This window comes from Microbacterium aureliae, assembly GCF_054780155.1.
Genome location: NZ_BAAGWW010000001.1, coordinates 1169627 through 1181945, shown reverse-complemented (window position 1 = coordinate 1181945; position 12319 = coordinate 1169627). Strand labels below are relative to the sequence as shown.

Sequence of the window (12319 nt, the reverse complement as noted above, 5' to 3'; positions counted from 1 at the left end):
TCACCCCGTGAAGAGGTCGGTCAGTTCGACGTGCACGCCGGACAGGTCCGCGAGGGCCTGCCGGGCGGCGTACCACCCGGGCATCCCGGTCACGCCGGGGCCGGGGGGAGTGGCGGCCGACGCGAGGTACACGCCCGGGATCGGGGTGCGCCACGGCGTGGTCGACACGATCGGCCGACGGACCGCCTGCAGCAGCGTGAACGCGCCGCCCAGGATGTCGCCGCCGATGTCGGCGGGGTTGAAGGCCTGACGCTCGGCGGCGGTCATGGCGCTCGACGCCAGCACGCGCTCGCCGAATCCCGGGGCGAACCGCTCGATCTGCGCGGTGACGGCGGCGGTGGGGTCCACGCGCGACCCCGAGGGGACGTGCATGTACGCCCACACCGTGTGGGCTCCGGCGGGCGCTCGCGTCGGGTCGAGAACCGAGGGCTGCACGAGCAGCACGTACGGGCGCTCGGGGACGCGACCACGGGCCACGGCGTTCTCGGCGGCCTCGACCTCGGCACGCGTGCCGCCGAGGTGAACGGTCGGAGAGCGGGCGACCTCGGGGTTCGTCCACGGGACGGGTCCGTCGAGGGCGAAGTCCACCTTCGCCGCCGCGGGCCCGTACCGGTAGCGGACGATGGCGCGTGCGTAGCGGCCGGGAAGGCCCGAGTGCGTCAGCAGCAGGCGGGGGGTGGTGTCCAGCAGGAGCAGGTCTCCGGCGCGCGCGTCGCCCCAGTCGACGTCGCCGAGGCGCCGCACGCGCTGCCCCGTGCGCACCCGCCCCCCGTGGGCCTGCAGATCCTCGACGAGCGCGTCGGCGATGCGCTGCGCGCCGCCCCGGGGGTAGGCCCAGCCGTCCCCGGTGTGCGCGTGCGCGGCCAGGAAGAGGCCGGACCCCGCCGCCGCGAGCGACGGCAGCGGGGTGTTGGCGTGCGCGAGCACCCCGGTCAGCAGCGCGTCGGCGGCGTCGTCGCGGAAGGTCGTGCGACCCAGCCGCGACCCCGTGCGCAGGACCCGCAGGCCGTAGCGCGAAGCGACGACCGGATGCCGCGGCATCCGCAGAAGCTGACTGCCGGTGAACTCCACCACGGCGTCCAGGCGGTGCGAGAGCGGCCCGACGAGGCGCCGCCAGGCGGGGCCGTCGCGGCCGAGGCCCGCCGCGGTGCGCTCGAGGTCGCGCCAGGCGAGCGCCGCACGTCCCCCGTCCAGCGGATGGGCGTAGGCGATCTCGGGGACGATCCACTCGACGCGGTCGCGCAACCCGAAGGCGCGGAAGAATGGCGAGCTCAGCGCGGCGGGGTGCACGGCGGAGCCAACGTCGTGGTGGAATCCCGGCAGCGTGGAGTCCGCGGTGCGGACGCCGCCGCCGATCGAATCGGCGTGCTCGAGCACCTCGACGCGGTAGCCCGCACGCGCCAGCGTCACGGCAGCGGCGAGCCCGTTGGGGCCGCTGCCGACGATGGTCGCGCGCCGAGCCATGCGCCAATCCTGCCACCGCGCGCCCGTCGTGTCCCAGGAGTGTCCTACCTCACGTCAGGCGGTACCCGACCCCTCGGACAGTCTCGATGCGTCCGGGCCCCAGCTTCTGCCGCAGATAGCCGATGTAGACGTCGGCGACGTTCGAGCCCGGGTCGAAGTCGTACCCCCACACGCGGCTCAGCAGCTGCTCGCGACTGAGCACCTGGCCGGCGTGGCGCACGAGTTCCTCCGCGAGCGCGAACTCCCGCGCCGAGAGCTCGACGGCGTGGTCACCGATCTGGGCGCGGCGGGTGCGGACATCCAGCACCAGATCGAGGTGGCGCAGCTCCGTGCTCGTCGCGGTCTCTTCGCGGCGCATGCGCAGACGGATACGCGCGACCAGCTCGTCGAAGCGGAAGGGCTTGCCGAGATAGTCGTCGGCGCCGCCTTCCAGACCTGCGACCGTGTCGTGCAGCTCGACGCGGGCGGTCAGCATGATCACGGGCATGCGCGAACCGGATCCGCGCAGGTTTTCGAGCACCGCGAAGCCGTCCATCCCGGGGAGATTCACATCCAGCACGAGCAGGTCGAACTCGTCGCTCAGCGCCAGCTCGAGCGCCTGGGGGCCGGTGGTCGCCACGCGCGTCGCGAAACCGGCCGCGCGGAGTCCCTTGTCGATGAAGCCTGAGATCCGAGCCTCATCGTCGGCGATCAGGATCGATGCCACGTCTGCTCCGGTCACTGCGGTCAGCGCCGCCACACCGGTCCCCGCTCCGGTCCCCGCTCCGGCGCCCGCGCCGGAGTCCGCGGCTTCGGCGGGGTCGGTCGTGTCGGCCGGGTCGGACTGACGGTCCACGACGCGGGGCCCGGGTCCCCCGCCCGGGCCCCGCGTCGATGTCCGCTCCGGCCCGCGAGGAACTTCGCCAAGATGGGGAGACATCGCATCACCGTCATCAACCGAACTCAGGAAGGGCCGGAATGGAATCCGTGCTGCTGGACACCCCCGCGGGGATCACCGCGCGGCTGGGCTGGGACCCGCGTGTGAGCGAGCACGACCGCAAGCGGATTCTCGCGCGCGAGCTCGTCGCCGCGCACCTGCGGGTCGAGCCGGGCGCGGTCAAGGTCGAGCGCGAGTCGCCGGCCCAGTTCGGCTTCCACACCGAGCTGTTCGCCGAGGTGGGCGGCGAAGAGGTGCCGTTGCGCATCAAGAACGCCAGCCACCGCGGCGCCACGGTCGTCGCGATCGCGGACCCGGCGATGCCGCTCGGGATCGACCTGCGGGACGCGACCCCCGACGAGACGCAGCTGCGCGAGATGCGGCGGCACTCGCACCTGCTCGACGAGCACGACGTGCCGAAGCTCCTCGCGCACTGGACGCGCGTGCAGGCGGTGCGCGAGGCGGACGGCCGCGGCGCCCGCGTGAAGCCCGACCATGTGCGGCTCGACTCGTCGCTGTCGCGCGGCTGGGTCCCCGATCGCCTCGTGCAGTACCGCCTCGCCGACCTCTCGCGCGACGGCTGGGTGGTCACCCTCGCCTACGGCGCGCTCCCGGTCTGAGCGCTGAAGACCCGCCGCGAATTCACGCGCGCGAAACGACCGCGGTCGTACGCTGGAGCATGGAGTACACCGCATCCGCAGGATCCCTGAGCCCCGCGGGTACCGTTGTCGCCCTCGTCGGCGACGGTACCGCGGCCGTGCTGGAGTCCCTCGCCGATCTTCCCGGCGTGGACGCCCTCGCACTCCCGGACGACGAGCCCACGCTCGGCGCCCGTCGCATCGCCGCCTCGCACGCCCCCTGGGTCGTGCACGACGCCGATCCGCTGGTCCACGTCGCGTCCGCATGGGTCGAGCTCTTCGAGGAGCGCTCGACCATGGGTGCGCTCGAACTCGAGGTCGAGACCGCGCTGTCGCGGTTCGGGGCGGGCGAGGCGATCATGCCCGACTACTACGTCGTCATCGACCCCTCATCGGCCGAGGACACGTGGCGCCACTGGTGGTGCGGCGCGCTCGGACACCGCGCCCCGCGCCGGGTGCTGCCGGTCGACGCCCCGGCCGTCGATGTCGCCCGCGCGATCCGGCGCCTGCTGGCGAGCCTTCCCGCGTCGCGTCCGTGGCCGGACCCCGTGACGTGGCTGCCCGGCCTCGCCTTCGAGATCCCGGATCGCATCGGCGTGCGCGACACGGCCGAGCGGCGGGACTGAGCCCGCCCCGGGCCGTCAGTCCTCGACGAGCTCCGGAAGGGCGGCCTTCAGCTCCGCGATCCACGCCCGCGCATTGCCGTCGGACGGCGCCCGCCAGTCGCCCCGCGGCGACAGCGAACCGGCCGGGGACACCTTGGGCCCGTTCGGGATCGCGGAGCGCTTGAACTGCGCGAAGGCGAAGTAGCGCTGCAGGAACACCTGCAGCCATCGCACGACCGTCGGCAGGTCGTAGCCGAACCGCTCGTCGGGGGGGAAGCCGGGGGGCCAGGCCCCGGCATCCGGATCACGCCACGCGTGCGCCGCGAGGAACGCGATCTTCGACGGGCGCATCCCGAAGCGCAGCACGTGGAACAGCGTGAAGTCGTGCAGCGCGTAGGGACCGATGCGGTCCTCGGTGGACTGGATCTCGCCGTCCTCGCCGGCCGGCACCAGCTCCGGCGAGATCTCGGTGTCGAGCACCGACTGGAGCACCCGCTTGGCCTCGTCCGACAGGTCGGTCGAGCCGTCGCCGTCGTGCGAGATCACCCACCGGATGAGGTGCTGGATGAGCGTCTTGGGGACGCCGGAGTTCACGGCGTAATGGCTCATGTGGTCGCCCACGCCGTACGTCGCCCACCCGAGCGCCAGCTCGGACAGGTCGGACGTACCGATCACGAGCCCGTTGTTGTGATTGGCCAGCCGGAACAGGAAATCGGTGCGGATGCCGGCCTGCACGTTCTCGAACGTGACGTCGTGCACGGGCTCGCCGTCCGAGAACGGGTGGTCGATGCCCTTGAGGATCTCGGTGGCGGCGGGGCGGATGTCGATGGTCTCGATGCTCGCCCCCACGGCCTCGGCGATCGCGATCGCGTTCGTGCGGGTGTGGTCGCTCGTGGCGAAGCCGGGCATCGTGTACGCCAGGATGTCGCTGCGGGGCCGCCCCATCCGGTCCATCGCGCGGGCGACCACTAGCAGCGCGTGGGTGGAGTCCAAGCCGCCGCTCACCCCGATGACCGGCTTCGGCGAGCCGATCGCCCGCAGGCGCTGCACGAGCCCCGACACCTGGATGTTGAAGGCCTCGTAGCAGTCCTGCGCGAGGCGGGCGGGGTCGTCGGGGACGAACGGGAACCGGTCGAGCGTGCGGCGGAGCCCCACGTCGCCCGCCGGGGGAGCGAGCACGAAGTGGACGGTGCGGAAGGCGGGGGAGTGGGTGCGGCGGTTGTCGTCGAACGTCCCCTGGCGCAGGCGATCCTGACGCAGGCGGTCGAGGTCCACGTCGGCCACCGACATGCGCGGGCCGTCGGGGAAGCGCTCGGTCTCGGCCAGCAGCAGGCCGGCCTCGTAGATCATCGTCTGACCGTCCCACGAGACGTCGTTCGTGGACTCGCCGGCCCCGGCGGCGGCGTACGCGTACGCGGCGAGGCAGCGCAGGGACTGCGCCTGCGCGAGCTGCTTGCGGTCGTCGGCGCGGGCGATCGTGATCGGGCTGCCGCTGAGGTTCAGCAGCACCGTCGCGCCCGCGAGCGCCGCGTGCGAGGAGGGCGGCACGGGCACCCAGAAGTCCTCGCAGATCTCGGCGTGGACCACCAGCCCCGGGACGTCGAGGGACGCGAACAGCAGGTCGGGGCCGAAGGGGGCCTCGAGATCGCCGATCCGGATGTCCTGCTGGGCCTGGTCGTCGCCCGGCGCGTACCAGCGCCGCTCGTAGAACTCCCGGTAGGTCGGCAGGTACGACTTCGGCGCGACGCCCAGCAGCTCTCCGCGGTGGATGACGATCGCGCAGTTGTACAGTCGGCTGCCGTGGCGGAGCGGCGCGCCCACCACGAGGACCGGACGCAGATCCTCGGATGCCGCCACCAGGCGGGCGACGGCGTCCTCGACGGCGTCGAGGACGGCGTCCTGCATCACGAGGTCGTCGATCGCGTAGCCGGTCAGGCACAGCTCGGGGAACACCGCGACGGCGACCGCGTCGTCCGAGCAGGCCCGGGCGGCCTCCAGCACCGCGTCCGCATTCGAGGCGGGATCGGCGATCGAGACCGGGATCGTGCACGCGGCGATGCGCGCGAAGCCGTGCCGGTAGACGCTGTCGAACTCGAGGCTCGTGCTCATGGACCCAGTCTGTCAGGCGGGCGCCGGGGCGTGTCCGAACCGGCGGCTACTGTCGATGAGGAAGGGAAGGCATGCGCTACATAGCTGAAGAGGGCCGGCTCGTCTGGAGCGCCAGCGACCTGAAGGCGGCGGCCGAGTGCGAGTTCGCGTGGCTGCGGGCCATCGACGCCAAGCTCGGGCGCATCGCGGCGGTCGTCGAACCCGAGGACGCCACCCTCGAGCGTGCGGGCCGGCTGGGGCTGGTGCACGAGCGCCGCGTGCTCGACGCGTACGTCGCGCGGCACGGCTCGGGCGTGATCGAGATCGCCGAGACCCGCTCGTCGGATGCCGGCGGCATGGACGCCGCGGTGGCCGCCACCCTCGCCGCGCTCGCGTCGGATGCGTCGGTGATCTACCAGGCGGCGTTCCGAAGCGAGTCGTTCGTCGGCTTCGCCGACTTCCTCGTGCGCGACGACGACGGGCGGTGGCTCGTGCAGGACACCAAGCTCGCCCGCCGCGCCCGCGTCACGGCGCTCATGCAGCTGGCCGCCTATGTCGACCAGCTCGACCGCCTGGGCGTCGCGCGCTCCGACCGGGTGGAGCTGCTCCTCGGCGACGGGTCGACGAGCACGCACCGGGTCGACGACCTGATGCCGGTGTTCGGGCTGCGCCGCGCGCGACTGGAGCAGCTCATCGCCGACCGCCGGGTCGGGCTCGGCGCCGGCGCCGCGGCCATCGCGTGGGGGGACGAGCGGGGGGAGCTGGGCGTTCTCGCGTGCGGCCGCTGCGCCGCCTGCGACGAAGAGGTGACGGCGGCGCGAGACCTGCTGCTGGTCGCCGGAATGCGCCCGGGGCAGCGCGACCGGCTGCGGGATGCCGGCATCCGGACGATCGACGACCTCGCCGGCGCCGCCGCCGGTCCCGACGGGATGAACCACGAGGTGTTCGCGATGCTGCGCACGCAGGCGCGGCTGCAGCTGGCGAGCCCTGCGGGGCTCCCCGACTCGACGGCGTCCGGGCCCGCGCCCGTGCCGACGTACGACGTGGTGGCACCCAAGGCGCTGGGGGCGCTCCCGCGGCCAGACCACGGCGACATGTTCTTCGACTTCGAGGGCGACCCGCTGTACACCGAGGCGCCCGACCCCGGTTCCGCGGCGCGATGGGGGATCGACTACCTGTTCGGCTGGATCGATGATCGCGAGCAGTACAGCGCGCTGTGGGCGCACTCGTTCGCCGAGGAGCGGGCCGCGCTCGAGGCGTTCCTCGACGTGGTGGCGCTGCGCCGCGAGCAGCACCCCGGCATGCACATCTACCACTACGCCCCCTACGAGCCGAGCCATCTGCTGGCGATGGCGGCGCGTTACGGCGTGCGCGAGGCCGACGTGGACCGGCTGCTGCGGGACGGCGTGTTCGTGGACCTGTACCCGATCGTCCGGCGCGCGCTGCGCGTGGGGTCGCGCTCGTACTCGATCAAGAAGCTCGAGCCGCTGTACATGGGCGACGAGGTGCGCACCAGCGACGTGCAGAAGGGCGACGACTCCATCGTCCGCTACGTCGAGGCCCGCGCCCTGGCCGAGGACGGCCGGGCGACGGATGCCGAGCGGATCCTCGCCGACCTCGCCGACTACAACCGCTACGACTGCGTGTCGACCCGGCGGCTGCGCGACTGGCTGGTCGAGCGTGCCAAAGAGGCCGGTCTCGTGCCCTCGCGCGACTCCGCACCCGACGACGCGAGCTACGAGCCGTCGCCGCGGGCGCTGCACCTGGTCGCCCGCGCCGCCGAGCACGCGCCGGAATCGTCCGAGGCCCGCTGCCTTCGGCTGGGCGCGGCGGCGATCGACTACTACCCCCGCGAGGCGAAGTCCTTCTGGGCGACCCACTTCCTGCGGCTGCGCGAACCGCTGTCGCTGTGGGAGCACACGCGCGACGTCGTGGTCGTCGAGCCAGCGCGCTGCGAGGTGGTCGAGGACTGGCACTACCCCGAGGGTGGCCGCAAGGTGCTGCGGCGGACGGTGGCGCTGCAGGGCGAGCCGGCGCCGGGCACGCGGCTGAGCGCGGGCGGCAACCCGTTCGCCGTCTACGAGCTGCCGGCGCCCTTCCCGAACGAGGCGGATCCCCGGTGGATCCACGTCGCGCGGTCCGTCGTCGTCCGAGAGGTGCTCGACGACGGGGCGGTCATCGACGAGACGGCGGTGGACGGCTTCACCTGGTCGGAGCTGCCGGTGGCGCTGACCCCCGCCGCACCCCCGCGGGCGGGCAACCAGCAGGCCGCCATCGACGCCTGGGCCGACAGGGTCATCGCTTCGGCAGAGCTGCCCGAGGACCCCGCAACCGACATCCTGTGCCGGCGCGACCCCCGCCTCGCCGCGGCGGGGGTCACCCCCGCCGCGGACGGTGACGACGTCTCCGCCATCGTCGCGACGGTGCTGCGGCTGGATCGCAGCTATCTGGCCGTACAGGGGCCCCCCGGCACAGGCAAGACGTTCGTCGGGTCCCACGTCGTGGCCCGCCTCGTCGCCGAGCACGGCTACAAGGTCGGCGTCGTGGCGCAGTCGCACGCGGTGGTCGAGAACATGCTCGACCGCATCGTCGCGGCGGGCGTGCCGCCGCAGCAGGTCGGCAAAGCGCTGAAGGATGCCGGCAGCGACGCCGAGACAACCTTCACCGTCATCCCCAAGAACGGCGTCGCCGCCTTCGCCGCCGAGCACCCGGAAGGGTTCGTCGTCGGCGGGACGGCGTGGGACTTCAGCCATGAGACCCGGATCCCGCGTGGCAGCCTCGACCTTCTCGTCATCGACGAGGCGGGGCAGTTCTCGCTCGCCTCGACGGTCGCCGTCTCTCTCGCCGCGAGCCGCCTGCTTCTGCTCGGCGACCCTCAGCAGCTGCCGCAGGTGAGCCAGGGCACCCATCCCGAACCGGTCGACACGTCGGCGCTCGGCTGGCTGATGGACGGCGCGGACGTCATCCCCGCCGGGCGGGGCCGGTTCCTGGCGCGGACCCGGCGCATGCACCCGGCCGTCGCGGCGCCGGTGTCGAGGCTGTCGTACGGCGGTGAGCTCGCCGCGCATGCGGCCACGGCCGTCCGCCGCATCGAGGGGATCGAGCCCGGCGTGCAGGTCGTGCCGGTGCGTCACCGCGCGCGGACCTCGTTCTCGCCGGAAGAGGCCGAGGTCGTCGTCGCCCTGGTCCGGGACCTCGTCGGCCGGCCGTGGCACGACATGCGCTACCGCGCAGACGGCTCCGCCGAGGCCCTGCCGCCGCGACCGCTCGAGCAGTGCGACCTGATCGTCGTCACGCCGTACAACGCCCAGCAGGTCGAGGTGGAGCGCGCCCTGTCGGCGGCCGGATTCGACGACGTCCCCGTGGGGACGGTGGATCGCTTCCAGGGCCAGGAGGCCGCGGTCGCCATCGTGTCGCTGGCCGCGTCCACCGGCCGCGACGCACCGCGGGGGCTGGAGTTCCTGCTGCTGCGCAACCGCCTCAACGTCGCGCTGTCGCGCGCCGAGCACACCGCGTATCTCGTGCACTCCCCGGGCCTGCTCGACGACCTGCCGCGGACGCCCGAGGGTGTCGCGCGCCTGAGCGCCTTCGCGCGACTCGTGGGGGCGGGTGCGTAGACTCGCGCTCGACGCGAGGAGGCCGCCATGTCCGAAGAGGCACCGCGACAGTTCGAGATCGATCTGCCGCCCGAGCTCATCGGCGGCGCGTACGCCGACTTCGCCAACGTGTGGCACACCCCGACGGTCTTCGTGATGGATTTCCTGACCCTGGCCAAGCCGCCGTCCGATCACGTCGACCCCGAGACGGGCGAGCATCGGACGCTGGTGCCCGCGCGGGTCGTGAGCCGCATCCGCATCCCACCGGAGCAGGTTTTCGAGCTCGCCAAGGCGCTGACCCAGCAGCTCGAGTTCTGGGAGCGCGAGACGGGCCGTCGGAACCCTCCGACCACGCCGCTCGAGGACGAATAACGGTCCGCTCCGGCGCTGTCAACCCCGTGGGCGCGGCCCGGTGAGCGCGCATACCCTGGCCGGGCGTCGTCAGACGCGGGTGCGGTGCTCGTTCGGCGAGGGGCGGGCGCCGCACCGTCTTTCCCTCTCCTGCGCCCGGTGTATCTGACAGCCCCGCCCCTCCTCCTTTCCCATGGAAGGGAGAGGCCGATGAGCGCAGGCGACATCGCGGCGGGGGACGCCCACCGCCGCAGGAGCGTGGACTTCTGGGTCCGCCGCTACCTCCCCGCCGAGATCATCGGGACCGCCGGCATGATCCTGGCCGGCATCGCCGTCACCGCGTGGACGGACTCGGCGGCGCTGATCGCCCTCGCCGCCCTCGCCGGCGAGACCCTCGGCTTCTACGCCGTGCTGTGCGTGACCATCTACACCGAGCAGGCGCGCGTGCGCCGGTCGGCGCGCGCCGCAGCCACCCGCACCGCGCTGCTGCTGGCCGCGGAGTTCGGCGCCGCAGAGATCCTGGACACCCTCCTCATCCGCCCCGCGGCGCTGATGGCGGGGGTGTGGCTGCTCGCCGATCCGCTGTGGGGACTGCTGGCGGGCAAGGTGGTCGCCGACCTCGTCTTCTACGCCGTGGCGGCGGGCGCCTTCACGGTCACCGAGCGGACCGGCCTGCGGGTATCGCGCCCGCGCGTCATCGAGGGGGCGTCATGAGCATCGCCGACGTGATGGGCACCGTGGCGGTGAAGACCACGACGTGCCACTCCCACGTCATCGAGCTCCGTCGCGCGGAACTGCGCGCGACCCTCGCCGGCGACGCCGCCCGCGCGGCGATCGCGCTGCACGGGACCCCGCTGCTGCTGCTCGATCCGGCCGTCGTCGAACGCCAGTACCGGCGGCTGCGCCGCGCCCTGCCGTTCGTCCGGTTCCACTACGCCGTCAAGGCCCTCGACCACCCGGCGGTGCTCGACGTGCTGGAGCGCGCCGGCTGCGGGTTCGACGTGGCCACGATCGAGGAGCTCGCCCTGCTGCGCGCCCGCGCCGTGGAGCCGTCGCGGGTCATCCACACGCATCCGATCAAGAAGCCGGCCGAGATCGTCGCCGCACTCGAGGAGGGGGTCCGCACGTTCGTCGTGGACAACGCCGCCGAGCTGGCCAAGTTCGACGGATCGCCTCGCGACACGCGTCTGCTCGTCCGCCTCGCGTACCGCAGCCCGCACGCCAAGAGCGACCTCTCGAGCAAGTTCGGGGTGGGCGCCCACGAGGCGGAACAGCTCGTCCGCGCGGCCGTGGCCCGCGGCATCCGGATCGCCGGCTTCAGCTTCCACGTGGGCAGCCAGCTCGACGACCCGCAGCGCTTCGCCGACGCGGTCGACGACACCCTCGCGCTGATGACGCGGCTGGAGGGCGAGCTCGGCGTCCGCTTCGAGGTCATCGACATCGGCGGCGGCTTCCCCGTCGCCTACGACACCGATGTGGCGTCGATCGAGCAGATCTGCCGGATGCTGCATCCCGCCCTCGACGCGGTGCGTGGGCGTTTCGAGATCCTCGCCGAGCCCGGCCGCATCCTGGTGGCCGAGGCCGCCGCGCTCGTCACGAGCGTGGTGGGGATCGCCGAGCGCGCCGACGGCCGGTGGTACTACCTCGACGACGGGCTGTACGGGTCCTACTCCAACGTGATGACCGAGGACGTGCACCCGCCGGTCTACGCCGTCGACGAGCTGGGGGACCAAACGGATGCCGCCTCCCACCGCTGGGCGACGCTCGCCGGACCCACGTGCGACTCGTCGGACGTGATCGCGCGCGAGGCGCTGCTGCCGGAGCTGCGGATCGGCGACCTGCTGGTGAGCCCCACGATGGGGGCCTACACCGCGGTCACCGCCACGGGGTTCAACGGCCGGGCCCGCACGCCCGTCGCGGTGGTGTCGAGAGGGCTGGTCACCGCGCCGATCCCGGCGCGGAACGAGCCCGAGCCTCAGACGGTGCCGTAGAGCCGATCGCCGGCGTCGCCGAGCCCCGGGACGATGTAGCCCTTCTCGTTGAGCCGCTCGTCCATGGCGCCCAGGACGAGCGTGACGTCGCGGTCGCCGATCTGCTTCTCGATCGCGGCGACGCCCTCGGGCGCGCCCAGCAGGCAGATGGCCGTGACATCCTGCGCGCCGCGGGCGAAGAGGAAGTCGATCGCCGCTCCCAGCGATCCGCCGGTGGCGAGCATGGGGTCCAGCACGAAGCACTGGCGGTCGCTGAGGTCGTCGGGCAGGCGCTCGGCGTACGTCGAGGGCTCGAGCGTCTCTTCGTTGCGGACCATCCCGAGGAATCCGACCTCGGCGGTGGGGATCAGCTTCACCATGCCCTCCAGCATCCCGAGCCCGGCGCGCAGGATCGGCACGACGAGGGGGCGGGGTTCGCTGATCTTCACGCCCGTCGTCTGGGTGACCGGCGTCTGGATCGTGATCGGAGACACCCGCACCGACCGGGTGGCCTCGTACGCGAGCAGCGTGACGAGCTCCTCGGTCAGCTGCCGGAACACCGGCGAGGTCGTGCGCTCGTCCCGCAGGACGGTGAGCTTGTGGGTGATGAGGGGATGGTCGGCGACGTGCAGGCGCATACGCCCAAGAGTAGTCGCCGGCGTCCTACGCTCGTGGGGTGAACGTCGCTCCG

10 protein-coding genes are annotated in these 12319 nt (G+C 72.9%); 6 read left to right on the top strand and 4 right to left on the bottom strand.

Features of this window, described 5'->3' with window-relative positions:
* Both ACYVF4_RS05725 and ACYVF4_RS05720 read right to left on the bottom strand, forming a co-directional pair.
* Positions 1–1464 (bottom strand): phytoene desaturase family protein, encoded by a 1464-nt coding sequence (locus tag ACYVF4_RS05725; RefSeq protein ID WP_460720591.1) that lies wholly within the window; start codon positions 1462–1464, stop codon positions 1–3.
* A 49-nt stretch (positions 1465–1513) separates the two neighbouring features.
* Complete coding sequence (locus ACYVF4_RS05720) at positions 1514–2170, bottom strand: response regulator transcription factor (RefSeq protein ID WP_460720775.1); 657 nt, start codon at positions 2168–2170, stop codon at positions 1514–1516.
* Between the two features lie 251 nt (positions 2171–2421).
* Here ACYVF4_RS05720 and ACYVF4_RS05715 point away from each other — a divergent pair, with 251 nt between their 5' ends.
* Both ACYVF4_RS05715 and ACYVF4_RS05710 read left to right on the top strand, forming a co-directional pair.
* Positions 2422–3000 (top strand): hypothetical protein, encoded by a 579-nt coding sequence (locus ACYVF4_RS05715; RefSeq protein WP_460720590.1) that lies wholly within the window; start codon positions 2422–2424, stop codon positions 2998–3000.
* Positions 3001–3059: 59 nt separating this feature from the next.
* Positions 3060–3644: a hypothetical protein gene (locus ACYVF4_RS05710; RefSeq protein ID WP_460720589.1), complete on the top strand. Its 585-nt coding sequence runs from the start codon at positions 3060–3062 to the stop codon at positions 3642–3644.
* A 15-nt stretch (positions 3645–3659) separates the two neighbouring features.
* Here the strand turns inward: ACYVF4_RS05710 and ACYVF4_RS05705 are convergent, their stop codons facing one another.
* Positions 3660–5732: an NAD(+) synthase gene (locus tag ACYVF4_RS05705; protein WP_460720588.1), complete on the bottom strand. Its 2073-nt coding sequence runs from the start codon at positions 5730–5732 to the stop codon at positions 3660–3662.
* 71 nt (positions 5733–5803) lie between these two features.
* On the opposite strand from ACYVF4_RS05705, the gene ACYVF4_RS05700 reads away from it, so the two are divergent.
* From ACYVF4_RS05700 to ACYVF4_RS05685, 4 genes are all read left to right on the top strand, one after another.
* Entirely contained in the window at positions 5804–9328 is a 3525-nt protein-coding gene (locus ACYVF4_RS05700; protein WP_460720586.1) for a TM0106 family RecB-like putative nuclease, read from the top strand.
* Between the two features lie 27 nt (positions 9329–9355).
* Positions 9356–9679, top strand: a complete 324-nt coding sequence (locus ACYVF4_RS05695) for a DUF3467 domain-containing protein (RefSeq protein ID WP_460720584.1) — start codon at positions 9356–9358, stop codon at positions 9677–9679.
* Positions 9680–9868: 189 nt separating this feature from the next.
* Entirely contained in the window at positions 9869–10372 is a 504-nt protein-coding gene (locus ACYVF4_RS05690; protein WP_460720582.1) for a hypothetical protein, read from the top strand.
* Entirely contained in the window at positions 10369–11649 is a 1281-nt protein-coding gene (locus ACYVF4_RS05685) for a type III PLP-dependent enzyme (protein WP_460720580.1), read from the top strand. The genes ACYVF4_RS05690 and ACYVF4_RS05685 overlap by 4 nt, the downstream gene beginning before the upstream one ends.
* Here the strand turns inward: ACYVF4_RS05685 and upp are convergent.
* Entirely contained in the window at positions 11634–12266 is a 633-nt protein-coding gene (gene upp, locus ACYVF4_RS05680; protein ID WP_460720578.1) for a uracil phosphoribosyltransferase, read from the bottom strand. The two genes, ACYVF4_RS05685 and upp, sit on opposite strands and share 16 nt — an antisense overlap.
* Between the last annotated feature and the right edge of the window lie 53 nt (positions 12267–12319).

Bases quoted from the DNA above. Each gene is read 5' to 3' on its own strand.
- ACYVF4_RS05690 (WP_460720582.1), top strand. From the start codon at position 9,869: ATGAGCGCAGGCGACATCGCGGCGGGGGACGCCCACCGCCGCAGGAGC.
- ACYVF4_RS05685 (WP_460720580.1), top strand. From the start codon at position 10,369: ATGAGCATCGCCGACGTGATGGGCACCGTGGCGGTGAAGACCACGACG.
- ACYVF4_RS05715 (WP_460720590.1), top strand. From the start codon at position 2,422: ATGGAATCCGTGCTGCTGGACACCCCCGCGGGGATCACCGCGCGGCTG.
- ACYVF4_RS05700 (WP_460720586.1), top strand. From the start codon at position 5,804: ATGCGCTACATAGCTGAAGAGGGCCGGCTCGTCTGGAGCGCCAGCGAC.
- ACYVF4_RS05705 (WP_460720588.1), bottom strand. From the start codon at position 5,732: ATGAGCACGAGCCTCGAGTTCGACAGCGTCTACCGGCACGGCTTCGCG.
- ACYVF4_RS05725 (WP_460720591.1), bottom strand. From the start codon at position 1,464: ATGGCTCGGCGCGCGACCATCGTCGGCAGCGGCCCCAACGGGCTCGCC.
- upp (WP_460720578.1), bottom strand. From the start codon at position 12,266: ATGCGCCTGCACGTCGCCGACCATCCCCTCATCACCCACAAGCTCACC.
- ACYVF4_RS05695 (WP_460720584.1), top strand. From the start codon at position 9,356: ATGTCCGAAGAGGCACCGCGACAGTTCGAGATCGATCTGCCGCCCGAG.
- ACYVF4_RS05710 (WP_460720589.1), top strand. From the start codon at position 3,060: ATGGAGTACACCGCATCCGCAGGATCCCTGAGCCCCGCGGGTACCGTT.